We start from the raw sequence: 21,172 nt of genomic DNA, 5'->3' as shown, positions 1-21,172 counted from the left end.
GCGCCAACCGGAGCAATGCAGCATGACCACGCCCTCCCGCCCCGACTTCGTCGCCGAACAGCGCGCCGTGCAATCGGCCTTTCTCGCGGCGACGATCCCCGGCCATGCCGGGCACGAGGGCAGCGCCTACCGCCTGCCTCCGGAGCAGCGGCTCCTCAATCTCAACCCGGTCATCCGCGAGGCGGCCGAGCGCTACTTCGCCGACAATGCCATCGCCTGGCACCAGCATGCGGCGCACGGCCTGTCGTCGCAGGCCGCCTGCCTCAACTTCCTCATGCCGCTCGCCACGCGGCCCGAAATCCTGGCCCGGCTGGTCCAGTCGGCCGTCGGCGGCGAACTGCCGGAGATGCTGCCGGTCGAGACGGGACCGGACGGCGCGCCCTGGCATGTCGGCTTCGAATGGATCGGACGGGCGGACTACCTCAACGAATGGCCGCGCAGCGGCCAGCCCCGGCGCGGCGCCAACGTCACCTCGGCCGACGCGATCCTGCGCTTCAGGCAGGCGGGGCGCGTCGAGACCCTGCTCGTCGAATGGAAGTACACCGAGTCCTACGGCACGCCGCCGGAGCAGAAGCGTGAGGCCGAGCGTCTGCGCCGCTACCAGAAACTCATCTTTTCGCCCTTCGGACCGCTGCGCAGTGATGCCGGGCTGAAGCCCGCCGACCTGTTCTGGGACCCGTTCTACCAGCTGATGCGCCAGCAGATCCTTGCGCTTCGCATGCAGGCGGCCAAGGAGGACGGGGCGGAGCGCGTGCGGGTGCTGCACGTGGCGCCTGCCGGAAACTGGCGCCTGCGCCGCGTGACCTCGCCTGCCCTGCGCGCGCTGGGCGAGGACGCCTTCGCGGTGTTCGGCGGCCTGCTCGCCGATTCCGAAAGCTTCGTCAGCCGCACGACGGAAGCGCTGTTTGCCCCGCTGATCGCGGATGCCCCGGCCGGCGACGCCTGGGCCGGCTATCTGCGCGACCGCTACGCACCGGCGATGCCGGAGGAGATCGTCGAGGCCGCGGAGCCCGAACGGTAACCACGTCTCCCTCTGCATGGCATCCGGAGTTGCCTGGCGACCGGGCTCGTCGCGCTCGGGCGAGGCATCTGTGGATATCCCGGCCGCGCGGGCCGCAATCGGCTCGGGCGGCTGGACGTGCTCCCCGGCAGGGCCATAGTCCTGCGAGACCACCCGGGAGCCGCAGACCTCTTGATCCGTTTCCTTCACTCAAGCGACCTGCATCTGGGCAAGCGCTTCGGCAATCTGGCGGAGGATCTGCGCGGACGGCTGCGCGAGGCGCGGCACGGCGCGATCGCCCGCCTGGCCGAGCAGGCGCGGGCGAACGGCGCCGAGGTCGTCCTGCTCGCAGGCGACACCTTCGACACAGAGACACCGGCGCCCGACATCCGCCGCCAGGCGATCGCCGAGATGGCTCACCACGCGCCGCTGCGCTTCGTGATCCTGCCCGGCAACCATGATTCACTGCAGGCCGCGCCGCTGTGGGCCGCCTTGCGCACGGGCCTGCCGGACAACGTGATCCTCGCCACGGAAGCCGCGCCGCTCGCGCTTGCCCCGGGCGTCGTCCTTCTGCCCGCCCCGTGCACGACGCGGCGGCCGGGCCGCGACCTGAGCGAATGGATGGACGCCGTCGCGACGCCCGAAGGCGCCATCCGCATCGGGCTCGCGCACGGGCCGGTCCAGAGCTTCTCGGAAGACACGGTCGCCTCCGACATCCTGGCACCCGACCGGGCGCGCCGGGCGGGGCTCGACTATCTCGCGCTCGGCGACTGGCACGGCGCCGTCGCCATCGACGCCCGCACCCACTACAGCGGAACGCCGGAGCCCGACCGGTTCAAGCACGACCGGCCGGGCCAGGCGCTCCTCGTCGGCATCGAGGCCGCGGGCGCCGCGCCCGCCGTCAAGCCGGTCGAGACCGGCCTGTTCGGCTGGAGGACGGAACCGCTGCACCTGCTGGCGACCGACGATTGCGGGGCGGCACTGGCAGCCCTGCTGCCGCAGCCGCGCCTGCGCCGGCAGACGCTGCTGCGCGTGGCGGCCTCAGGACGCGCGGGCATCGCCGGCCGTACCGCGCTCGCCGCTGCCGTCGAGGCCGCCGCGCCCGACTTCGCGCTGCTCGAACTCGACGAGACCGCGCTGTCGACCGAGTACGACGCGTCCGATCTCGACCGGATCGACCGTACGGGCGCGCTGCGCGACGCGGCCGACATGCTGATGGCGCAGGCCGGCGACGACAGCCGCGCAGAGGCCGACCGGGCGGTCGCGCGCGCGGCGCTGGTGCGGCTGTTTTCCTATTGCGCGGCGGCTTCCTCATGAAGATCACCGCGCTCAGGCTCTTCAACGTCAAGCGCTTCGCGGGCCGCGGCGTCGCGATCGAGGACATCGGCGACGGCGTCAACGTGCTCTGCGCGGCCAACGAATTCGGCAAGTCGACCAGCTTCGAGGCGCTGCATGCGCTGTTCTTCCAGGCCCATACCGGCCAGCCGAAGGACGTGAAGCGGCTCCAGCCCTACAGCGGCGGCAATCCGGTGATCGAGGCCGACATCGAGACCGAGGCCGGGCGCTATCGGCTGGCCAAGCAGTTCATCGGCGGCAAGCGCGCCACCGTGACCGACATCGGCAGCGGACGGCTGGTCGCGCAGGCCGACGAGGCCGAGAACTTCATCGCCGGGCTGACGCGCGGCGGCACGGCGGGTCCGGCCGGCCTCCTGTGGGTGCGGCAGGGCATCACCGGCATCGAGGATCGCGACAGGCGCGAGGAGGAGGACGAGCGCCGGGTGCGCGCGAGCCTGCTGGAATCCGTCCAGGGCGAGGTCGAGGCCGTCACCGGCGGGCGTCGCATGGCCGAGGTGTCGGCGCGCTGCGCGGAAGAACTCGGCCGCCTCGTCACCGCCAGCGGACGCCCGAAGGCCGGCGGTCCCTACGAGATCGCGCTGGCAGAGCAGAAGCGGCTGGCGGCGGAAGTCGCGCGGCTCGAGGCCGACGTCGACGCCTTGCGCAAGGATCTGGACGAGCGCGCCGCCGCGGCAAAGCACCTCAAGGAACTCGACGACCCCGACGAACGCGCCGCCCGGCGCCAGGCGCTCGAAAGGGCACAGACGGCACTCGATGCCGCCCGGGCGCATGGCGAGGCGCTGAAGTCCGCTCAGGCGGAGCTTTCGCATGCGCGCAGCCGCCGCGACGCGACCCGGCGGGAGCTGGATGCCTTTCGTGGCGCGCTGGCTACATCCGTGCAGCTCGGCGGCCGGATCGCCGCCGCCGAGCAGGCCCGCGACACGGCGCTTGCCCGGCACCGCGCGGCGACGGACGCGATCGCCCGGGCGGAGGCCGAGGCGCAGGCGGCCGAGACCGAGGAGAAGCAGGCCCGCGACCTGCTCGCGCGGCTCGACGCGGCGCTGAAGGCCAGGGACCGGGCCGAGCGGGTTGCGGCGCTCGCGACGACGCTCGAGACCGTCGAGACGCTGCGGACGGAACGCGAGGCCGCCGAAGCCGCGCTGGCGCCGATCGCCGTGCCGGCGAAATCGGTCGAGCGGCTCCAGGCGCTGGAGGTCGAGATCGCCGCGCTGGCGGCGCTGGCATCCGCGCGCGAGCCCAAGCTCGCCATCGTCTACGACGCCGGCGCCGCCGCCCGCGTGAGGCTCGACGGCATCGCGCTCGGCGACGGCGAGGAGCGCGGCCTTGCCGACCCGGCTCGGCTCGACATCCCGGGCATCGGGACGGTGACGCTGCGGACCAGCCGGCCGGCCGGCGACGACGCGGCGCTGCGCAAGGCCGTGGCCGAGCGCGACGCGCTGCTGGCAAAGCTCGGCGCAGCCGACCTGTCGGAGGTCCGGCAGCGCGAGGCGGCGGCGCAGCGGGCGAAGGCCGAGATCGTTCGCCTCGCCGCCCGCATCGAGGCCCTGGCGCCGCAGGGCCTGCCGGCGCTGCGCGAGGAGATCGCCAGGCTCGCCGCAGCCGCATCGCCCGAACTGGAGATCAAGGGCGATCCCGACGCGGCCCGCCTCGGCGCCGAGCACGCGAGCCAGCGCGTTGGCGCGGCACGGCTCGCGCTCCGCGAAGCCCAGCCGTCACGCGGCCTCGCGGAGGACGCGTTGCGGAAGGCCGAGACCGCCCTGGCCGCGCTCCAGGGCGAACGCGCACAGGTGGAAGCCTCGCTCGGCCCCGCGGACGGCCGCGCCGAGCGCGAACGGGCGCTGGCCGAGGACGCCCGCCTCGCCGCGGAGAGCTTTGCCGAGGCGGAGGCGAAGGCCGCGCAACTGCGCGACGCCGCCCCCGATCTCGCCTCGGCGGAAGCCGCCGTGAAGCGCCTGCGCTCGGCCGAGGAGACATCTTCCAGGCAGATCGGCGACCTGCGCGAACGCATCGCCGGGCTCGACGGCACGATCCGCGCCCGCGCCGACGAGGCCGTCGAGGAACAATGGCGCGAGACGCGCGAGGCGCTCGACGCGGCGAACGGGCGCGTGGCGGCCTTCGAGGCGGAGGTCGCGCTGCTCGACCGGCTGCAGGCGACGCTGCAGGCCGCCCGATCGGCTGCCCGGGACCTCTATCTGAAGCCGGTAATGATGGAATTGCGCCCGCTGCTGGCGCTGCTCTTCGACGACCTGACCATCACCTTCGACGAAAAGACGTTGCTGCCGCACAAGATCATGCGCGGCGGGGCCGAGGAGGACGTCGAGCGGCTGAGCGGCGGGACCCGCGAGCAGTTGTCGGTGCTGACCCGGCTGGCCTTCGCCCGGCTTCTGGCCCGCGACGGCCGCCCGGCGCCGGTGATCCTCGACGACGCGCTGGTCTATTCCGACGACGACCGGATCGAGAAGATGTTCGACGCCCTGCACCGCCAGTCGGCCGACCAGCAGATCATCGTCTTCTCCTGCCGCCAGCGCGCGTTTGCCCGCCTCGGCGGGCGGGCGCTGCGGATGATCGACTGGAGGCCGGAATCCTGACGCGGGCTGAGTGCAGGAACTGAATCAGGCTCGGCGCCCAAGCCCTTGTCTTCGCAGCGGTTTCCCGAACGTCTCCGGCTCGCCTTTTAGAAATGCTCGCCCGTCTGGAAAGGCCCGATCCTGACGCCAGCCGCCACGAGGTAGGCGGTCGACCAGCCAATCAGCAGGAAGCCGTTGACGCCTTCGAGCGCGGCGAAGAGGCGCCATTCGGCGGCCGGAACGACGTCGCCGTAGCCGAGCGTCGAGAAGGTCACGGTGGAGAAGTAGAGCGCCGTCTCGAAGTCGCCGAACACGCCGAGCCCGAGATGGAAGGCGGCCCAGAGCCAGACCTCGACGGTCATGATGGCGAAGATGCCGATGACGGTCGTGACCATGGCCAGGGTCCGGCTCCGGTGCCCGTGCACGCGGAACCGGGCAGTCAGGATGCGCATCATGTGCGTGACCGCGATCAGGCCCCAGGTGTGGATGACGACGGTGAGCGCGATGACGAAGGTGCCGAGGGCGAGATTGACGAGCATCTGGTTTCTCTAGCCGCATCCGGTACCGGCGGTGTTGCGCCGGATCAACTTCCGGACGGCGCCCGGCCGGCAAGCGCTGCCGCACCCGCCTCCTCGCCCGCCGGCTCCAGCGTCCTCAGGAAGGCGACGAGCGCCATGCGTCCCCGGTCGGTCAGCACGAAGGGCTCCAGCTCCGTATGTCCGGACGGCGCTTCGGGCGCGCGCGAATAATGGTCCACCACCACTTCCAGGGTCGCGATCTGGCCGGAATGCATGTAGGGCGCCCTCCCCGCCACCCCGCGCAGCGACGGCGTCTTGTAGGCGCGTTCCAGTTCCTCGCCCTCCTTCACCATGAAGCGGATCTCGCCACACTGCCCGGGCGCTGCATCGGAGAAGGCACCGAGGCAGTTGAACGGATCGGCCAGCACACGGGCGACCGCCGTGGCCCGGCCGCGATCCTCCGGCAGGCCGGGCACGGCCGGAACGCCGGTGTTGTGGAAATGATCGTCGGTGAGGCGCGGCCCGTTGTGGCAGTCGACGCAGGCGGCCTTGCCGACGAAGAGCTTCAGTCCCTCGATCTCGAGGTCCGACAGGGCGGTTTCGCCCTCCGGTCGCCGGCCTGCGGCGAGGGCGTCGGCGAAGCGGTCGAAACGGGTCTCGACCGGCACGATCCGGCGCTCGAAGGCGGCGATCGCCTTGCCCATGTCGGCAAAGATGCGGTCGACGCGGGTGCGCTCCTCGTTCGACAATGCCGCCCAGGCCGCGCGCTCCGTCTCGCTGCCGAACGGACCCGCGTTCTCGGGCAGTCCCGACAGGTCGGGCAGCGGCCCGAACACCGATTCATACTCGGCGCGGTAGGCGCTCGCCACGCGGCGCACCAGCGCGACACGGTTGCCGCCATGCTCGACCGGGTTCTCCCACGGTCCGAGTGCCTGCGCCCACAGGCTGTCGGCGCGGCCGTCCCAGAACTGCCACGGGCTCCAGGCGACGCCCTCCAGCGGCATGGTGCGGCGGTCGGCCTCGCCGACGCCGATCGCCCGCGCGATGCCATCCTGGAAGCGCCGCGTCGGCTGGTGGCAGGAGGCGCAGGAGACCGCGCCGTCGGCGGACAGATCATGGTCGAAGAACAGCGCCTGCCCGAGCGCGGCGGCCGCGGGATCGTCGGCGACGCGGTTCGACGGGTCGGCTGGCAGCGGCGGCAGCGCCGACAGAGACAGCGAGGCAACGATACGCGCTTCCTCCTCCGTGACGCTCGACGGCTTGCAGGCGGCCGACAGCAGCACAGCTGCCAGGGCGGCCAGGGACGTCGTCAGCCGAGATGGGCGCATCGCCGTCTCACATCACGAGGTTGAAGGTGACGGCGTCGCTGGCGCCGCCGGCGGCGATGGCGAGCTTCAGTTCCCACCAGCCGCCCATGTTGAAGCGGACACCCTCGATCCGGTAGCGGCCCTCGCCGAGCGCGGCGGTCACGGCGGGCGCGGTCGGCAGGCCGTGGCCATGCTGCGGCATGCCGCCGTCGACGCTGATCGTCGCATCGTCGACCGGCGCGCCGGCGGGCGTCGTCACGGTCACGATCCAGCTGTGCAGAGGTCCCTGCAGCAGCGGTTCGCTCTCCGGCCCGACGGCGACCACGAAAGTGCCGGCCTGCGTGGGCTTCGAACGGGCAAGGTCGAGATCGTCCGGCGGCGACATCGTCATGCGCCATCCGACGAAGGCGACCGCGAGTGCCACCACGGCGACGAGAACGTAGATCAGCTTCTTCATGGTCGGTTCAACCCGTCTGGCCGCGCGAAGGGCGGCCTGCCCAATGCCCTGACGCGACTATGCCCGCATTGCGAAAGCAGGTGTAGGGCCTCCAGTTGCCGGAAGGTCAAGGACCGGTATCTCTGCCCCTCGCCTTCGTGCAGCGGCGCGTGTAGAGGGGGCGGAAAAGGGAGAAGATCATGGCCGGACAGGGGATCGCGTCGATCGGCGAATGCATGCTGGAACTGTCCGGCACCGGCGGCGATGCCTGGCACTTGGGCTTTGCCGGCGACACGTTCAACACGCTCTGGGCGCTGCGGGCGCTGACGGATACGGCCCGTCCGGCCGACTATGTCAGCGCCTTCGGCGACGACCCCTTCTCCGAAAAACAGATCGCCTTCATGCGCGACGCCGGCATCGGCATCGCCGGGAGCCCGGTCATCCCCGGCGCGCGGCCCGGCCTCTACGCCATCACGCTCACCGGGGCGGAGCGCTCCTTCACCTACTGGCGCGCCGACGCCGCCGCGCGGCGCCTCGCCGACGATCCGGCAGCGCTTCGCGCCTCGCTCACGGACCGCGCGCTGGTGTACGTCTCGGGCATCACGCTCGCCATCCTCGACGAAACGCCGCGCCGGACGCTGCTTGCGGCCATCGCGGACGCACGCCGGGCCGGTACCCGCATCGCCTTCGACCCGAATTACCGCCCGCGCCTGTGGCCTTCGATCGATGCCGCCCGCGCAGCCATTGCGGAGGCCCTTGCCGTCTGCGACATCGCGCTGCCGACCTTCCCGGACGAGCAGGCGCTGTTCGGCGACGCGACGCCGGCCGACACCGTCGCGCGGCTGAAGCAGGCGGGCGTTTCCGAGATCGTGATCAAGGACGGCGCCGGGCCGGCGCTGGTGGTCTCGGACGATCGGCGCGAGACGATCCCGGCGGTTGCCGTGGAAAACCCGGTCGACACCACCGGCGCCGGCGACAGCTTCAACGGCGGCTACCTCGCCGCCCGCCTCGCAGGCGACGCGCCCGAGGCCGCCGCGCGCAGGGCGCACGCGGTGGCCGCCGCCGTCGTGCAGGTGCGCGGGGCGCTGGCGCCGTTCGAGGTGCTGCGCCAGGCCTTCGCGGTACCCCTCACCCCAGCCTGAACCGGTACTCCGTCGTCTGCCGGTAGCGGTCGCCCGGATAGAGCAGGGCTTGCGGGAAATAGGGGCGGTTCGGCGAATCGGGCCAGATCTGCGGCTCCATGGCAAAGCCGGCATAGGCGGCGTAGGTGCGGCCGCCGAGGCCGGGCACGGTGCGGGCGACCTTGTGGCCGGCGTAGAACTGCAGGCCCGGCTCGGTCGACCAGACCTCCATCTCGACGCCCGAGTTCGGCCCCTGCGCCCAGGCCATCTGCCTGAGCGGGCCGCGCGCGGCGGCGATGCAGAAATTGTGGTCGTAGAGCACCTGCTCGCCGCCGACCTTCATGCCGACGGGGCGCGGCAGCAGGAAGTCGAAGGGCGTGCCCTCGACGGGCTGGACGACGCCGGTCGGGATCAGTTCGTCGTCGACAGGCGTGTAGGCCTGCGCCGGCATCATCAGCCGGTGGCCGAGCACGTCGTTCATGCCGCCGTCGTTGAGGTTGAAATAGGAGTGGTGCGCGAGGTTGCACAGCGTCGGCTGGTCGGTGGTGGCCGACAGCTGGACCGACAGCGTGCCGGGCAGCTTGAGCCGATAGGTGCAGGCGATCTCGAGATTGCCCGGGAAGCCCATCGCGCCGTCCGGATCGGTCAGCGCCAGCGTGACGAAATCCGGCCCGCGGTCGGTGAGCCGCCAGACGCGCTTGCCGGTCCCCTTTGCGCCGCCATGCAGCGTGTGCCGGCCGAGAAAGTTGGTGTCGGCCTGAAACCGCCGGCCCTCGATCGTGAACCGCCCGCTGGCGATGCGGTTGGCGTAGCGGCCGGCGATGGCGCCGAAATAGGCGGAGTGGACCGGGTAGTCCTCGAAGCGCTCGAAGCCCAGCACCAGCGGCGCGTCATGCTCGGCCAGCCGCAGGTCCTGCACCACCGCGCCCCAGGTCAGGATGCGGGCGGTGAGCCCCCCGCCCCTGATCTCGACACGCTGGACGGCCTCGCCCTCCGGCGTCGTCCCGAACTCCTCGGCATCCGCCATATGGCGCTCCCCTCAGCCAGAAGATGCGGGCGCCTGTGCCGGGGGCGCCCTGCCCGTTTACGCGTCGATCAGAGGCCGAGGCCGCCGATGCAGACGTATTTGGTGTCGAGATAGTCCTCGATGCCCTGGTGTCCACCCTCGCGGCCGAGGCCGCTTTCCTTGACGCCGCCGAAGGGCGCCTCGGGCGTTGTGATCAGGCCTTCGTTGACGCCGACCATGCCGTATTTCAGGTTCTCCATGACCCGGAACACGCGGCCGAGATCGGAGCTGTAGAAGTAGCAGGCGAGGCCGTATTCGGTGTCGTTGGCGAGCGCGACGGCCTCGTCCTCGGTGGTGAACTTGAACACCGGTGCGACCGGGCCGAAGATCTCTTCCTTCATGAAGCGCATGTCGGGCGTGGCGCCGGAAATCACCGTCGGCTCGAAGAAGGAGCCGCCGAGCGCATGGCGCTTGCCGCCGGTGACCACCGTGCCGCCCCTGGCGGTGGCGTCGCCGATCAGTTCCTCGACCTTCTCGACCGCCTTGCCGTCGATCAGCGGGCCCTGCTGGACGCCGGCATCGAGGCCCGAGCCGACCTTGAGCTTCGCCGACGCGGCGGCGAGCTTTTCGACGAAGGCGTCGTAGACGCCCGCCTGGACGAAGAAGCGGTTGGTGCAGACGCAGGTCTGGCCCGAATTGCGGTACTTGGCGACCATGGCCCCTTCGACCGCGCGGTCTATGTCGGCATCGTCGAACACGACGAACGGCGCGTTGCCGCCCAGTTCCATCGACACCTTCTTGACGGTCGCTGCCGACTTCTCGATCAGGATCTTGCCGACCTCGGTCGAGCCGGTGAAGGTGATCTTCTTGACCAGCGGGTTGGCGCAAATCTCGTCGCCGATTTCGCCGGCCGAGCCGGTGACGATGTTGACGACGCCGGCCGGGATGCCGGCCTCCTCGCACAGCGCGCCCCAGGCGAGGCCCGAATAGGGCGTCTGCGAGGCGGGCTTGACGACGGTGGTGCAGCCGGCCGCGATCGCCGGGCCGATCTTGCGGGCGAGCATCGAGGACGGGAAGTTCCACGGCGTGATGGCGGCGATGACGCCGACCGGCTCGCGCGTGACGATGATGCGGCGGTCGGCCCAGGGCGACGGAACCACGTCGCCATAGGTGCGGCGCGCCTCCTCGGCGAACCAGAGCACATAGGCTGCCGATGCGCCGACCTCGCCCCTGGATTCGGCCAGCGACTTGCCCTGCTCGATCGTCAGCAGTTCGGCCAGCGCATCCTGGTTCTCGAGGATCAGGTCGTGCAGCTTGCGCAGCATCTTGGAGCGCTCGTTGGCGGTCGTCTTGCGGAAGGTCCTGAAGGCCTTGTCGGCCGCCTCGATGGCACGGCGCGTTTCCGCCTTGCCGGACTTCGGCACCGTGCCGAGCTTCTGGCCGTTGGCCGGATTCGTCACGTCGAGCGTCGCGCCGGAATCGGCCTGCACCCACTCGCCGCCGATCAGGTTGGCCTGGCGCATGTAGTGATTGGACTTCTGCAGCATCGGTGTGCCTCCTGCCGCCTCAGCCGGCGGCCAAATGTTCGATTTCCCTGACGAGCGCGGCATCGGCCTGCAGGCCGTCGCGCCGGAGGCGGTCACGAATAGCCTGCCGCCTCGACCCTGGCAACCGGGCGCCTTCCGTGCCGGCAACCATCGCCGCCATCGCCGCGAAGCGGTCCAACGCGCGGGTTCCGCCGAAGGTTTCCGGATCGATGGCGATCAGCAGCTGACCCGTGCCCGGCGCCGCGCCCTCGGCGTCGAAGAAGGAGGTCTGCTCGAAGGCGTAGTTCGCGCCGGTCAGGCCGGCGCAGAGCAGTTCCACCATCAGCGCCAGCGCCGTGCCCTTGGCGTCGCCGAGCGGCACCATGGTGCCGGCGAGCGCCGCCTTCGCATCGGTGGTCGGGTGGCCTTCGGCGTCCAGTGCCCAGCCTTCGGGGATCGGCTCGTCCTTCTGGTTCGCGGCCATGATCCGGCCGCGCGCGACCTTCGACATGGACACGTCGACGACGATGGTCGCACCGTCGGCGGTCGGGCAGGCGAAGGCGATGGGGTCGGTGCCGTAGAGCGGACGCCGTCCGCCCCATGGCGCGATGGCGGCCGGCGCATTGGAGAACAGGAGCGCCACGAGGCCCTTCTCCGCCAATGATTCAACCACCAGTCCGGCCACGCCGGCATGGTGCGAGCGCCGGATGCCGGCCGCGGCGATGCCCTGCTCGGGGGTTATGAAGGCCAGTTCGCGCGACGCGACGTCGAGAGCGGGATAGGCAAAGCCGTTCGCGGCGTCGATCGCCACCGCGCCCGGCCGGATGCGGGTGGCGATCGGCACCGCGTAGCCGTCGACCTTGCCCGCCTTCGCCTGCGCGGCATAGGCCGGCACACGCCGCAGGCCATGCCCGCCCTGACCAGACAGTTCCGCCCCGATCAGCGCGTCGGCGACGATCGCCGCATTCCCGGACGAGGTCCGCGAGGCGGTCAGCGCCGCCCAGACCAGCGCATGCGCCTCAGCTATGGTGAGCGTGGTGTCCGGCATCAGGCCTTCTCCAGATGGGCGATGACCGTGTCGGCGATAAGGTCGGAGACGCGCACGTTCGACTCGACTGTCACGCCCGCGACGTGTGGGGTCAGGATCAGGTTGTCGATCCCCTTGAAGCGTTCGCCTGCGACCGCCGAAAGCGGTTCCTCGGCGAAGACGTCGAGCGCCGCGCCGCCCAGCCGCTTGTTGCGCAGCGCGACAGCCAGCGCCGCCTCGTCGACGACGCCGCCGCGGGCGGCGTTGATCAGGATCGCATCGGGCTTCATCGCCGCCAACTGCCCGGCTCCGATCATGTTTCTCGTCGCGTCGGTCAGCGGGACGTGCAGGCTGACGACGTCCGAGAGCGCCAGCAGGCCGTCGAGCGGGACGTTGCGGGCCTTCCGCCAGGCGGGATGATCGGCGGCCAGCATGGGGTCATAGGCGACCACCTGCATGCCGAAGGCCTGCGCCCGCCAGGCGACCTCGCGGGCGATCGAGCCGAGGCCGACGAGGCCCATCGTCCTGCCCGCCAGCTCGCGGCCGATCAGGCGCTGGCGCGGCCAGGCGCCCGCCGCCACGTCGGCGCTGGCGAAGAAGGCGCCGCGCAGGAGCGTCATTGCCGCCGCCATGACGTATTCGGCCACCGAGAGATCGTTGGCGCCGGTGGCGGGGTAGACCGAAATGCCGCGCGCCCGGCAGGCTTCCACGTCGATGTTGTCGAGACCGACGCCGAGGCGGCCGACGGAGGTCAGAGACGTCGCCGCGTCCAGCAGCGCGCCGCGCACCTGCGTGCGGTTGCGTACGATCAGGGCGCGGGCGTCGGCCACGGCGGCGCGCAGATCGTCGCCCCGATCGACGAGCGCCGGGTCGTAGAGCGTGTCGAAACGGGCCCTCAGCCGCGCGACGGCCGCCTCGTCCATGAATTCGGTGATGACGACGTCAGGCATGTGCGCCTCCCTCATTCAATCGCCCGGAGCGCCTGCGCGTCTCGCTTGACGCCGGGATTCGTATTATATTCGGTCCTGCACCACGGTGGACCGATACGACCTGCCATGACACGCGACGAGATCATCGCCCGGCTGAAGGAGATGGAGCCCGCATTGCGCGCCCGCGGCATCACGCGTCTGCAGATGTTCGGCTCGCGCGCCCGCGGCGACAACCGCGAGGACAGCGATCTGGACCTGCTGGTGGAGTATGATCCGCCGCCGAACGTCTCAGGCTTCGACTTCTTCGGGATCGGACCGGATTTGTCCGAAGAACTCGGAATCGAGACGCGATTGACCGACGAGTCGGCCCAGATGAAGCCCCGCTTCAGGCAGAGGATTTCCGACGACCTCCTGACGGTGTTCTGATGAAGCGCCTCGACACCGACTGGCTGGAGGATATCCTCGACGCCATCGACGACATCAACAGAACACTTTCCGGCGTCAACCGATCCGCTTTCGAAAATGACCGTATGCGTCAGGGTGCGGTCAGTCACTTCGTGATGATCATCAGCGAAGCGTCGGGCAACATTCCAGAAACTTACAAACGGGCTTTTCCCATGATCGAATGGGGCGAGATCGCCGGCATCGGAAATCGCATCAGGCACGGGTACTTTGCGATCCGGACCGATGTCCTCTGGAAGATTTATGAGCTGGAACTGCCGGCGCTCCGCCACACGATCCTCCAGATGCTCGCAAAATCCGGCATTCAACGCGCCTGACCTTCACGCGCTCCGATAGAGCTTCGTCATCACGAATTCCCGATGCCCCAGCGCCTCGGCCGCCGTGCTGCGGCCGTTGGAGGTGCGCACGATCATGTCGATCAGCGCGTCGCCGGCCTCGTCGATGGTCATCTCGCGGCGCAGGATGCCCGAGACGTCGACGTCGACGTGCTCGCCCATGGTGCGCACGGTGCGCGGGTTGGCGGTGATCTTGATCACCGGCACGATCGGGTTGCCGACGACGTTGCCCTGGCCGGTCGGGAAGGTGTGGATGACGAAGCCGCCGGCCGCCATCAGCGTCACGCATTCGGCGGCGGCCGACGAGCTATCCATGAAGTAGAGGCCCCTGCCCGATTTCGGCGCCTCTGCCGGCTCCAGGATGTCGATGTAGCGCGAGATGCGGCCGATCTTTTCCAGGTTGCCCAGCGCCTTTTCCTCGATGGTGGTCAGGCCGCCCTCGATGTTGCCGCGCGTTGGCTGGCTCTCGGAGAGATCGTTGGTCTTGAACTGCTCGATCACGTCCTGCTGGTAGGCCTTCCACATCGCGTACCAGCGCTCGCCCACCTCCGGGTTGATTGCGCGCGCCTTGGCGATGTGCTCGGCGCCGGTGATCTCCGACGTCTCGCCGAAGCAGCCGTAGATGCCCTCGGGCAGGAGCTTGTCGTACATGTTGCCGACCGTCGGGCAGGAACCCAGGCCGGTCGTGGTGTCGCTCTCGCCGCACTTGGTCGAGACCCAGAGCTCGGAGACCGAGCACTCCTCGCGCTGCAGCTCGGTGGCGTAGTGGACGAAGTCCTTGGCGGCGCGGCTGGCGTCCATGATGGTCTTGAGGTCGCCGTTCTGCTCGATCGAGAAGCCCGCGACCGGCTTGCCGGTGGCGGCGATGCCGTCGACGATCTTCTTCGTCCAGCCCGGCTCGATGCCGATGACCACCACGGCCGCCACGTTGGGATTGGCGCCGGTGCCGATCATGGTGCGGAAGTGCAGGTCGAGGTCCTGCCCGAACTGCAGCCGGCCATAGGCGTGCGGCAGGGCCATCGTGCCCTTGATGTTGTTTGCCACCGCCTCGCAGGCCGCGTTGGAGATGTCGTCCACCGGCAGGATCACCACGTGGTTGCGCACGCCCACGCGACCATTGTCGCGGCGAAAGGCGCGGATCGTCATGTTGGAGTATTTCGAGGCCATCAGCCCGCCCTTCCCTGAAATGAACGCGGCGGCTCGCCGGCGCGCGGGTGCCGCCGCGCGCCGCGAGCCGCTCCTACCAGCGCTTGGTCTTGAGATTATGGACGTGGACGTGGGCGCCGCGCGCCACATCCGCCACGAAGCGGCCGATGTCCTCGCCGTACTTGACCGCCGTGTCGCCGGCCGCGAGATCCTTCAGCGCCACCTTGTGGCCGATCGGGATGTCGGCCTTCGCCTCGATCTCGAAAGCGGAATTGTCGGCGGTGACCACGGCCAGCATCGTCGTGCCGGCCTTGAGTCCCTCCACCACGACGACCCCGACATTGTCGTCGTGCTCGTGAACCAGGAGATGCGGAATGCCCATGCTCGAGTCCTCTTCGCGCCCTGCGGCGCAGTCAGTTTCGCGCCTTTCGGCGCCGGCAGTCTTATATAAGATATAAGATAGGAAATGCTGGCAGAGTCAATCGGGCGGGTGCTATCAGGAGACGCTTCCGCGGGAATTCGAGCATGGACCAGACCGCCTTCGCCTACCGTCCCCTCTACGTGCAGGTGCGCGACCAGCTCGTTCGCCGGCTCATCGACGGCGAGTGGCAGCCGGGCCAGCACATCCCGTCGGAGATCGAGCTGGCGCGCGAGGTGGGCGTCAGCCAGGGGACGATCCGCAAGGCGCTCGACGCCATGACGGCCGAGAACCTCCTGATCCGCCGCCAGGGCCGCGGCACCTTCGTGGCGCGCCCGGAAGAGAGCCGCATCCTGTTCCAGTTCTTCCGGCTGGTGCCCGACGACGGCAAGCCGAGCTTTCCGGATTCGGCCATCCTCGACCTGCAGCCGGGCGCGGCGACGGCGCCGGAGGCCGGTGCGCTGGCGCTCGCGCCCGGCGATCCCGTCTGGCGCATCGAGCGCGTGCGCACTCTGTCCGGCGATCCGCTGCTGGTCGAGACGATCACGCTGCCGGCCGCCCGCCTGCCGGGGTTCGGCGATCTCGAAACCATCCCCAACAACGTCTACGGGCTCTATTCGGAACGCTTCGGCATCACCATCGGCCGGGCGAGCGAGAAGCTGAAGGCGGTGGCGGCCATGCCCGCCGACGCGACGGCGCTCGGCTGCGCGCCCGGCGCGCCACTGCTGGCCATCACCCGCATCGCCCTCGATCTCGAGAACAAGCCGGTGGAACTGCGCGTCTCGCGCTGCCTGACGCAGGCGGTCCACTATTCGTCGGAGCTTGGCTGAGAAGTACGGGTCGGTTTACCGAGTTCAGATGCATCGTGCCTTTCGATGGTCGACGGGCACGGCGTTCGAGTTAAGCAAACTGTCCCCGCATTTTCCGCGCGACACTTCATCCGTAGATGGCGTGCAGCAGCGTGATCCAGAAGGAGGTGGTGACGACGCCGAGGCCGGTCGCCAGCGTGATCGTGTTGGAGGCGAGCGCCTGGCCGGTGCCGAACTGGACGGCGATGAGGTAGCAGTTGACGCCGGCCGGCAGCGCCGCCGTCAGCACCGCGACCGAGGCCACCAGCGGCGGCAGGCCAAACAGCGTCGCCATGCCGAGCATGATCGCCGGCATGACCATGAGCTTCATGAAGGCCAGCGTCAGGCCCGGCCGCAGATTGCCCGAAATGCCGTAGCGGCGCAGCCCGAGGCCCATGGAAAACAGGGCGAGCGGCCCGGCGATGTCGCCCAGCCCGTCGACGAAGCGCGCGGCAAGCGAGGGCAGCGGCCAGCCGGTGAGGCGGAAGGCCAGCCCGGCCACGATGCCGATGATCAACGGGTTGACGGCGAGCTTTCCAACGAAGGTGCGCGCGAGGTCGAGCGGACGGAAGCCCCTGTCGCCGCCCTCCAGCACCGCGAAGACGACGATGGTGGCGGCTATCATGGCGCCGAGATGCACCGAGACGATCAGCGCCAGCACCTCGAAGCCCGCCTGCCCGTAGACGCCGAGCACCAGCGGGATGCCGAGCAGAACCGTGTTGGAGAAGGAGCCCGATACGCCGCCGACGACGCCAGCCCGCGCGTCGCGGCCAAACAGCCGCGTCATCACCAGGTGGCCGACGGTCCAGGCGATGGCCACCGACGAGAAGTAGGCCGCCCACAGCGCCCAGGGCGCCGCCCCTTGGAAATCGGCCGACAGCATGGTGCGGAAGAGCAGCAGCGGCAGCGCCACGCCGACCGCGAATTCGCCCAGCGCCTCACCCGTCTCTGCGCGCAGATAGCCCGTCAGCCCGGCGAGATAGCCGATGGCGACGAGACCGAAGATGAAGAGGGCGGCTTCGACCTGCGGAGACATCGCCGCGTGATAGGGGAAAGCCGGGCGCTGCGATAGGGGCTGCCGCCCTGCGGGAGCTGCGGCCGCGGCAGCCTACTCGCCGCTCGACCAGCCGCCGGCCGCGTCGTACTCGCCGCGCTCGTGCACCACGTTGGCACGGCCGACGAGCAGGTCGTCGACCCGCCCGACGCGCGCCGGATCCTTGCCGGCATAGGGCAGCGAGTGGAGCACGTAGCGCATCGCGTTCAGCCGCGCCCGCATCTTGTCGTCGGACTTGATCACCGTCCAGGGCGAGTCGGCTGTGTCGGTGTGGAAGAACATCGCCTCCTTGGCCAGGGTGTAGTCGTCCCACTTGTCGAGCGAGGCCATGTCGATGGGCGACAGCTTCCACTGCTTCAGCGGATGGACCTTGCGCTCCTTGAAGCGACGCGACTGCTCCTGCCGGCTCACCGAGAACCAGAACTTGATCAGGTGGGTGCCGCTTCGCACCAGGTTGCGCTCGAAATCGGGCACCTGGCGCAGGAATTCGCGGTACTCCTCCTCGCTGCAGAAGCCCATGACGCGCTCGACGCCGGCCCGGTTGTACCAGCTGCGGTCGAACAGCACGATCTCGCCCACCGTCGGCAGGTGCTCGACATAGCGCTGGAAATACCACTGGCCGCGCTCCACCTCGCTCGGCTTCTCCAGCGCCACCACGCGGGCGCCGCGCGGGTTGAGATGCTCCATGAAGCGCTTGATCGCGCCGCCCTTGCCGGCGGCGTCGCGGCCCTCGAACAGGATCACGATGCGCTGGCGCGCCTCCTTGACCCAGGACTGCAGCTTCAGGAGTTCGGTCTGCAGGACGAACTTCTCGCGCTCGTAGTCGCGCCGCAGCATCTTGTAGCGGTAGGGATAGCCGCCGACCCGCCAGTCGGCGGACAGTTCGTCGCTGGTGCGGCGCGGCTTGCCCTTCGGCTTCGGCAGGCCGAAGGCCTCGCTGAGCAGCACCGCATCGTCGGGTGCCGCCCCGTCGATGATGGCGCCGATGCCGCCGCGCAGTTCGGCGTCGGCGCCGGCCGCGATGCTCTGCGCGGCGGCCGCCGCCGCGCCATGCGCGGCCCGCGTCTGCTCGTCGGCAAGCCCGGCCTGGGCGGCCTGCGACAGCGCGGGTGCGGCCTCGCCGCCGGTGTCCTGGAGCGTCTTCTGCATCGTGATGCCTCCCCTCTGTCGTCCCGGCCTGCCCGATCGCGCCGGACCGGCCGCGGCACGGCTTCCCCCGCCCCGCCCGATCCGGTTGGCCGTCCACCAGCCTAGCAGCGGCAGGCGGACGCTCGTTGACGTGGATCAAGAATTCCTTCGCCGGCAACGGATTTGCGGGCACAGGGGGACGGCGGCGCGGTGCGTCCCGTCCCGATACGCGACCGACGCGCCGCCTGCTTACGATGTCGAGCGCGTAGCGCCCAGCGGGCGAGCGCTGTGTGAGCCGGGGGGACAGAGCCGGAAGGAAATGCGGGGACAGTTTACTTAATTCGGGTGGCAAGCCGCTGGCGTTGCAAGCAGTTGTCGGGCCGAATTAAGTAAACTGTCCCCGTATTTCCGGCGTTGCGCCCGTCATCCGGGTCAGACACAGGAACGGGTGCTGCCGGACGGCGGCGGGTCTGGCGGCGAGCCTACCCGGGCTTGATCTGCGTCAATTCGAATTGTCGCCCTTCATGTCAACCTTGATTGACAGTCCAGGGAGGGCGACGGCGGTGAGGATTCTTTTCGTTCATCCGAATTACCATTCCGGCGGTGCCGAGATCGCCGGCACCTGGCCGCCGGCCTGGGTGGCGTATCTGTCGGGGCATCTGCGGCGGGCGGGCTTCGACGACATCCATTTCATCGACGCCATGACGGACGACGTGTCGGATGCGGATCTGGCGCTGCGGATGGCGCAGATCGCGCCGGACGTGGTGGGGGTGACCGCGATCACGCCGTCGATCTACCGCGCCGAGGAGGTGCTGCGGATCGCCTCCACTGTCGTGCCGACGGCGCTGCGGATGCTGGGCGGGGTGCATGCGACGTTCATGTACAGCCAGGTGCTGAGCGAGGCGCCGTGGGTGGACGTGATCGTGCGCGGCGAGGGCGAGGAAATCTGCACGGCGCTGATGGAGGCGGTGCGCGACGGGCGCTGGCCGGACGGGCGGCACGCGATCCGGGGCATTGCCTTCCGCGACGGCGAGAAGATCGTGGCGACGGCCGCGGCCGGGACGGTGAAGGACATGTCGACCATCAAGCCGGACTGGACGGTGCTCGACTGGTCGAAATACATCTACATCCCGCTCGGCACGCGGGTGGCGATCCCCAATCTCGCGCGCGGCTGTCCGTTCACCTGTTCGTTCTGCTCGCAGTGGAAGTTCTGGCGCGACTACCGGGTGCGCGATCCCAAGGACGTGGTCGACGAGATCGAGGACCTGGTGGAGAACCACGGCGTCGGCTTCTTTATCCTGGCCGACGAGGAGCCGACCATCAATCGCAAGAAATTCGTGGCCTTCTGCGAGGAACTGATCGCGCGCGGCCTGCCCGACAAGATCAAGTGGGGCATCAACACGCGCGTCACCGACATTTTCCGCGACCGCGACCTGCTCCCCTTCTACCGCAGGGCGGGGCTGGTGCATGTCAGCCTCGGCACCGAGGCGGCCGCCCAGCTGAAGCTCGACCGCTTCAACAAGGAGACCAAGGTCGACGAGAACAAGACCGCGATCCGGCTGCTGCGCGAGGCCGACATCCTTGTCGAGGCGCAGTTCATCGTCGGGCTCGACAACGAGACGCCGCAGACGCTGGAGGAAACCTTCCGCATGGCGTGGGACTGGCAGCCCGACCTCGCCAACTGGTCGATGTACACGCCCTGGCCGTTCACGCCGCTGTTCCAGGAGATCAGGGATCAGGTCGAGATCTTCGACTTCTCGAAGTACAATTTCGTCACGCCGATCATGAAGCCCGCGGCGATGGAGCGCGGCGAGCTGCTCGACGGCGTGATGAAGAACTACCGCCGCTTCTACATGCGCAAGGCGCTGTTCCACTACCCCTGGCGCGGCAGCGGCTTCCGCCGTCGCTACCTGCTCGGCTGCCTGAAGGCCTTTCTCAAGGCGGGCGTGCAGCGCACTTTCTACGACCTCGGCAAGGCGGGCTACTGGGGGCCGCAGACGAAGACGAGCGTCGACTTCGGCTTCGACGAGACGCGGACCATCGCCGAGGCGCAGATGGACGACTGGGAGGCATCGGCCGACCGCGCCGCGCGCGCGGCCGAGCGGCGGGAGGCCGTGCGCGCCCAGATGAAGGAGCGGTCGGAGCTGCGCGCCTGCGGCGGCGGCACGCAGCAGATGGAGGGCGCCTGAGGATGTGCGGGCGGCGGGCGGGCGGATCGGGCCGAACGCGGTGCTGCAGCTCCTGCCGGTGGTGGAGGAACGGCTGGGCGCCGCGCGCGTCGGCCCGCTGCTGACGGCGGCGGGGCTAGCCGGACCGCCGGAGGGGACGGCGATGATCCCGCAAGGCGAGGCGGTGCGGCTGCACCGCGCCGTCCGCGCGGCCGAGCCCGTCTCCTGGCCCGGGCTTCTGGCCGAGGCCGGCGCGCGGACCGCCGACTACATCCTCGCCAACCGCATCCCGGCGCCGGCGCGGACCGTGCTGCGGCTGCTGCCGGCCGGGCCCGCAGCGCACCTGCTCTCGGGCGCCATCGCGCGGCACGCCTGGACCTTCGCGGGCACGGGCCGGTTCCGGGCGGTCGATGCGTGGACCTTCGAGATCGCGGGCAATCCGTTCGTGGCCGGCGAGACGTCCGCGCATCCGCTCTGCGTCTGGCATGCGGCCGTTTTCGAGGGGCTGTACTGCAGCCTCGTCAGCGAGCGCTGCCGCTGCCGAGAGGTGCGCTGCGGGGCGCAGCAGGGCGCAGGCGGCGTCTGTCGCTTCGCGATACGGCTGGCGGGGCGGCGGCGCGGAGAGATGCGGGCGGGAAATGCGGGGACAGTTTACTGAATTCGGGCATAATCCCGAACGTTCCCTGAGAAGTCTTCAAGTCGAATTAAGTAATACCCCGTCTACCCGATAACCCGAAATTTGTCGGGTCGGACGATGTGAAAGTTGTCGTTGACGGTGTCCCGGAAGGATTTCCACTTCTCGGGGAGCGTCGACTTGAAG

Annotated in this window: 20 protein-coding genes; 9 read left to right on the top strand and 11 right to left on the bottom strand. The window is 69.7% G+C overall.

Going from position 1 to position 21,172, the window contains the following annotated elements:
* The first annotated feature begins 22 nt into the window (after positions 1-22).
* The 3 genes from N1F91_RS23170 (at position 23) to N1F91_RS23160 (ending at position 4,944) form a co-directional block, all read left to right on the top strand.
* On the top strand, positions 23-1,021 hold the full coding sequence (locus tag N1F91_RS23170) for a hypothetical protein (protein ID WP_289995739.1): 999 nt from the start codon (positions 23-25) through the stop codon (positions 1,019-1,021).
* Positions 1,022-1,192: 171 nt separating this feature from the next.
* Positions 1,193-2,317 (top strand): DNA repair exonuclease, encoded by a 1,125-nt coding sequence (locus N1F91_RS23165; protein ID WP_289995738.1) that lies wholly within the window; start codon positions 1,193-1,195, stop codon positions 2,315-2,317.
* On the top strand, positions 2,314-4,944 hold the full coding sequence (locus tag N1F91_RS23160) for an AAA family ATPase (protein WP_289995736.1): 2,631 nt from the start codon (positions 2,314-2,316) through the stop codon (positions 4,942-4,944). Before N1F91_RS23165 ends, N1F91_RS23160 begins: the two co-directional genes overlap by 4 nt.
* Before the next feature lie 86 nt (positions 4,945-5,030).
* On the opposite strand, the gene N1F91_RS23155 is transcribed toward N1F91_RS23160, so the two are convergent.
* Genes N1F91_RS23155 through N1F91_RS23145 form a run of 3 tightly spaced genes read right to left on the bottom strand, consistent with a single transcriptional unit; the run spans position 5,031 to position 7,205 of the window.
* Positions 5,031-5,462 (bottom strand): ion channel, encoded by a 432-nt coding sequence (locus N1F91_RS23155; RefSeq protein WP_289995735.1) that lies wholly within the window; start codon positions 5,460-5,462, stop codon positions 5,031-5,033.
* A 44-nt stretch (positions 5,463-5,506) separates the two neighbouring features.
* On the bottom strand, positions 5,507-6,769 hold the full coding sequence (locus N1F91_RS23150) for a cytochrome c peroxidase (RefSeq protein ID WP_289995733.1): 1,263 nt from the start codon (positions 6,767-6,769) through the stop codon (positions 5,507-5,509).
* Positions 6,770-6,776: 7 nt separating this feature from the next.
* Positions 6,777-7,205 (bottom strand): FixH family protein, encoded by a 429-nt coding sequence (locus N1F91_RS23145; protein ID WP_289995732.1) that lies wholly within the window; start codon positions 7,203-7,205, stop codon positions 6,777-6,779.
* A gap of 179 nt (positions 7,206-7,384) precedes the next feature.
* Between N1F91_RS23145 and N1F91_RS23140 the strand changes: the two genes are divergently transcribed.
* Entirely contained in the window at positions 7,385-8,326 is a 942-nt protein-coding gene (locus N1F91_RS23140) for a sugar kinase (protein ID WP_289995731.1), read from the top strand.
* Here N1F91_RS23140 and N1F91_RS23135 read toward each other — a convergent pair.
* From N1F91_RS23135 to N1F91_RS23120, 4 genes are all read right to left on the bottom strand, one after another.
* On the bottom strand, positions 8,313-9,332 hold the full coding sequence (locus N1F91_RS23135) for an aldose epimerase family protein (protein ID WP_289995730.1): 1,020 nt from the start codon (positions 9,330-9,332) through the stop codon (positions 8,313-8,315). The two genes, N1F91_RS23140 and N1F91_RS23135, sit on opposite strands and share 14 nt — an antisense overlap.
* A gap of 68 nt (positions 9,333-9,400) precedes the next feature.
* Entirely contained in the window at positions 9,401-10,858 is a 1,458-nt protein-coding gene (locus N1F91_RS23130) for an NAD-dependent succinate-semialdehyde dehydrogenase (RefSeq protein WP_289995729.1), read from the bottom strand.
* A gap of 19 nt (positions 10,859-10,877) precedes the next feature.
* A complete protein-coding gene (locus tag N1F91_RS23125) occupies positions 10,878-11,885 on the bottom strand; it encodes an Ldh family oxidoreductase (RefSeq protein WP_289995727.1) in 1,008 nt (335 codons plus the stop codon).
* On the bottom strand, positions 11,885-12,814 hold the full coding sequence (locus tag N1F91_RS23120; protein WP_289995725.1) for a hydroxyacid dehydrogenase: 930 nt from the start codon (positions 12,812-12,814) through the stop codon (positions 11,885-11,887). The genes N1F91_RS23125 and N1F91_RS23120 overlap by 1 nt, the downstream gene beginning before the upstream one ends.
* Before the next feature lie 105 nt (positions 12,815-12,919).
* Between N1F91_RS23120 and N1F91_RS23115 the strand changes: the two genes are divergently transcribed.
* Positions 12,920-13,219: a nucleotidyltransferase domain-containing protein gene (locus tag N1F91_RS23115; RefSeq protein ID WP_289995723.1), complete on the top strand. Its 300-nt coding sequence runs from the start codon at positions 12,920-12,922 to the stop codon at positions 13,217-13,219.
* The gene (locus N1F91_RS23110) at positions 13,219-13,572 is read left to right on the top strand and encodes a HepT-like ribonuclease domain-containing protein (RefSeq protein ID WP_289995722.1); all 354 of its coding nucleotides are present in this window, start codon (positions 13,219-13,221) and stop codon (positions 13,570-13,572) included. Before N1F91_RS23115 ends, N1F91_RS23110 begins: the two co-directional genes overlap by 1 nt.
* A 3-nt stretch (positions 13,573-13,575) precedes the next feature.
* Here the strand turns inward: N1F91_RS23110 and N1F91_RS23105 are convergent, their stop codons facing one another.
* Both N1F91_RS23105 and N1F91_RS23100 read right to left on the bottom strand, forming a co-directional pair.
* Positions 13,576-14,757, bottom strand: a complete 1,182-nt coding sequence (locus tag N1F91_RS23105) for a UxaA family hydrolase (RefSeq protein ID WP_289995720.1) — start codon at positions 14,755-14,757, stop codon at positions 13,576-13,578.
* A gap of 73 nt (positions 14,758-14,830) precedes the next feature.
* Positions 14,831-15,118, bottom strand: coding sequence for a UxaA family hydrolase (locus N1F91_RS23100; RefSeq protein ID WP_289995719.1), 288 nt, complete (start codon positions 15,116-15,118; stop codon positions 14,831-14,833).
* Between the two features lie 143 nt (positions 15,119-15,261).
* On the opposite strand from N1F91_RS23100, the gene N1F91_RS23095 reads away from it, so the two are divergent.
* Positions 15,262-15,984 (top strand): GntR family transcriptional regulator, encoded by a 723-nt coding sequence (locus N1F91_RS23095; protein WP_289995718.1) that lies wholly within the window; start codon positions 15,262-15,264, stop codon positions 15,982-15,984.
* 106 nt (positions 15,985-16,090) lie between these two features.
* Here N1F91_RS23095 and N1F91_RS23090 read toward each other — a convergent pair whose 3' ends face one another.
* Together N1F91_RS23090 and ppk2 are read right to left on the bottom strand one after the other, a co-directional pair.
* Positions 16,091-17,038, bottom strand: a complete 948-nt coding sequence (locus N1F91_RS23090) for an AEC family transporter (RefSeq protein WP_289995717.1) — start codon at positions 17,036-17,038, stop codon at positions 16,091-16,093.
* Positions 17,039-17,110: 72 nt separating this feature from the next.
* Entirely contained in the window at positions 17,111-18,205 is a 1,095-nt protein-coding gene (gene ppk2, locus N1F91_RS23085) for a polyphosphate kinase 2 (RefSeq protein WP_289995716.1), read from the bottom strand.
* Between the two features lie 542 nt (positions 18,206-18,747).
* Here ppk2 and bchE point away from each other — a divergent pair.
* Together bchE and bchJ are read left to right on the top strand one after the other, a co-directional pair.
* Positions 18,748-20,373 carry a magnesium-protoporphyrin IX monomethyl ester anaerobic oxidative cyclase gene (gene bchE, locus N1F91_RS23080; RefSeq protein ID WP_289995714.1) on the top strand — a complete coding sequence of 542 codons (1,626 nt, stop codon included), beginning with the start codon at positions 18,748-18,750 and terminating at the stop codon, positions 20,371-20,373.
* A gap of 4 nt (positions 20,374-20,377) precedes the next feature.
* The gene (gene bchJ, locus N1F91_RS23075; RefSeq protein ID WP_289995712.1) at positions 20,378-21,010 is read left to right on the top strand and encodes a bacteriochlorophyll 4-vinyl reductase; all 633 of its coding nucleotides are present in this window, start codon (positions 20,378-20,380) and stop codon (positions 21,008-21,010) included.
* Positions 21,011-21,172 lie beyond the last annotated feature (162 nt).

The sequence above is a fragment of the Aquibium sp. ELW1220 genome (assembly GCF_030398385.1).
Taxonomy (GTDB): domain Bacteria; phylum Pseudomonadota; class Alphaproteobacteria; order Rhizobiales; family Rhizobiaceae; genus Aquibium.
Note: the sequence above shows the minus strand (reverse complement) of the source record. Positions and strands in the feature narration are given on the sequence as shown.

What these genes read in the sequence shown, in the direction of transcription:
- N1F91_RS23170 (WP_289995739.1), top strand. Translation starts at nt 23, where the DNA reads ATGACCACGCCCTCCCGCCCCGACTTCGTCGCCGAACAGCGCGCCGTG.
- N1F91_RS23160 (WP_289995736.1), top strand. Translation starts at nt 2,314, where the DNA reads ATGAAGATCACCGCGCTCAGGCTCTTCAACGTCAAGCGCTTCGCGGGC.
- N1F91_RS23155 (WP_289995735.1), bottom strand. Translation starts at nt 5,462, where the DNA reads ATGCTCGTCAATCTCGCCCTCGGCACCTTCGTCATCGCGCTCACCGTC.
- N1F91_RS23150 (WP_289995733.1), bottom strand. Translation starts at nt 6,769, where the DNA reads ATGCGCCCATCTCGGCTGACGACGTCCCTGGCCGCCCTGGCAGCTGTG.
- N1F91_RS23145 (WP_289995732.1), bottom strand. Translation starts at nt 7,205, where the DNA reads ATGAAGAAGCTGATCTACGTTCTCGTCGCCGTGGTGGCACTCGCGGTC.
- N1F91_RS23140 (WP_289995731.1), top strand. Translation starts at nt 7,385, where the DNA reads ATGGCCGGACAGGGGATCGCGTCGATCGGCGAATGCATGCTGGAACTG.
- N1F91_RS23135 (WP_289995730.1), bottom strand. Translation starts at nt 9,332, where the DNA reads ATGGCGGATGCCGAGGAGTTCGGGACGACGCCGGAGGGCGAGGCCGTC.
- N1F91_RS23130 (WP_289995729.1), bottom strand. Translation starts at nt 10,858, where the DNA reads ATGCTGCAGAAGTCCAATCACTACATGCGCCAGGCCAACCTGATCGGC.
- N1F91_RS23125 (WP_289995727.1), bottom strand. Translation starts at nt 11,885, where the DNA reads ATGCCGGACACCACGCTCACCATAGCTGAGGCGCATGCGCTGGTCTGG.
- N1F91_RS23120 (WP_289995725.1), bottom strand. Translation starts at nt 12,814, where the DNA reads ATGCCTGACGTCGTCATCACCGAATTCATGGACGAGGCGGCCGTCGCG.
- N1F91_RS23115 (WP_289995723.1), top strand. Translation starts at nt 12,920, where the DNA reads ATGACACGCGACGAGATCATCGCCCGGCTGAAGGAGATGGAGCCCGCA.
- N1F91_RS23110 (WP_289995722.1), top strand. Translation starts at nt 13,219, where the DNA reads ATGAAGCGCCTCGACACCGACTGGCTGGAGGATATCCTCGACGCCATC.
- N1F91_RS23105 (WP_289995720.1), bottom strand. Translation starts at nt 14,757, where the DNA reads ATGGCCTCGAAATACTCCAACATGACGATCCGCGCCTTTCGCCGCGAC.
- N1F91_RS23100 (WP_289995719.1), bottom strand. Translation starts at nt 15,118, where the DNA reads ATGGGCATTCCGCATCTCCTGGTTCACGAGCACGACGACAATGTCGGG.
- N1F91_RS23095 (WP_289995718.1), top strand. Translation starts at nt 15,262, where the DNA reads ATGGACCAGACCGCCTTCGCCTACCGTCCCCTCTACGTGCAGGTGCGC.
- N1F91_RS23090 (WP_289995717.1), bottom strand. Translation starts at nt 17,038, where the DNA reads ATGTCTCCGCAGGTCGAAGCCGCCCTCTTCATCTTCGGTCTCGTCGCC.
- ppk2 (WP_289995716.1), bottom strand. Translation starts at nt 18,205, where the DNA reads ATGCAGAAGACGCTCCAGGACACCGGCGGCGAGGCCGCACCCGCGCTG.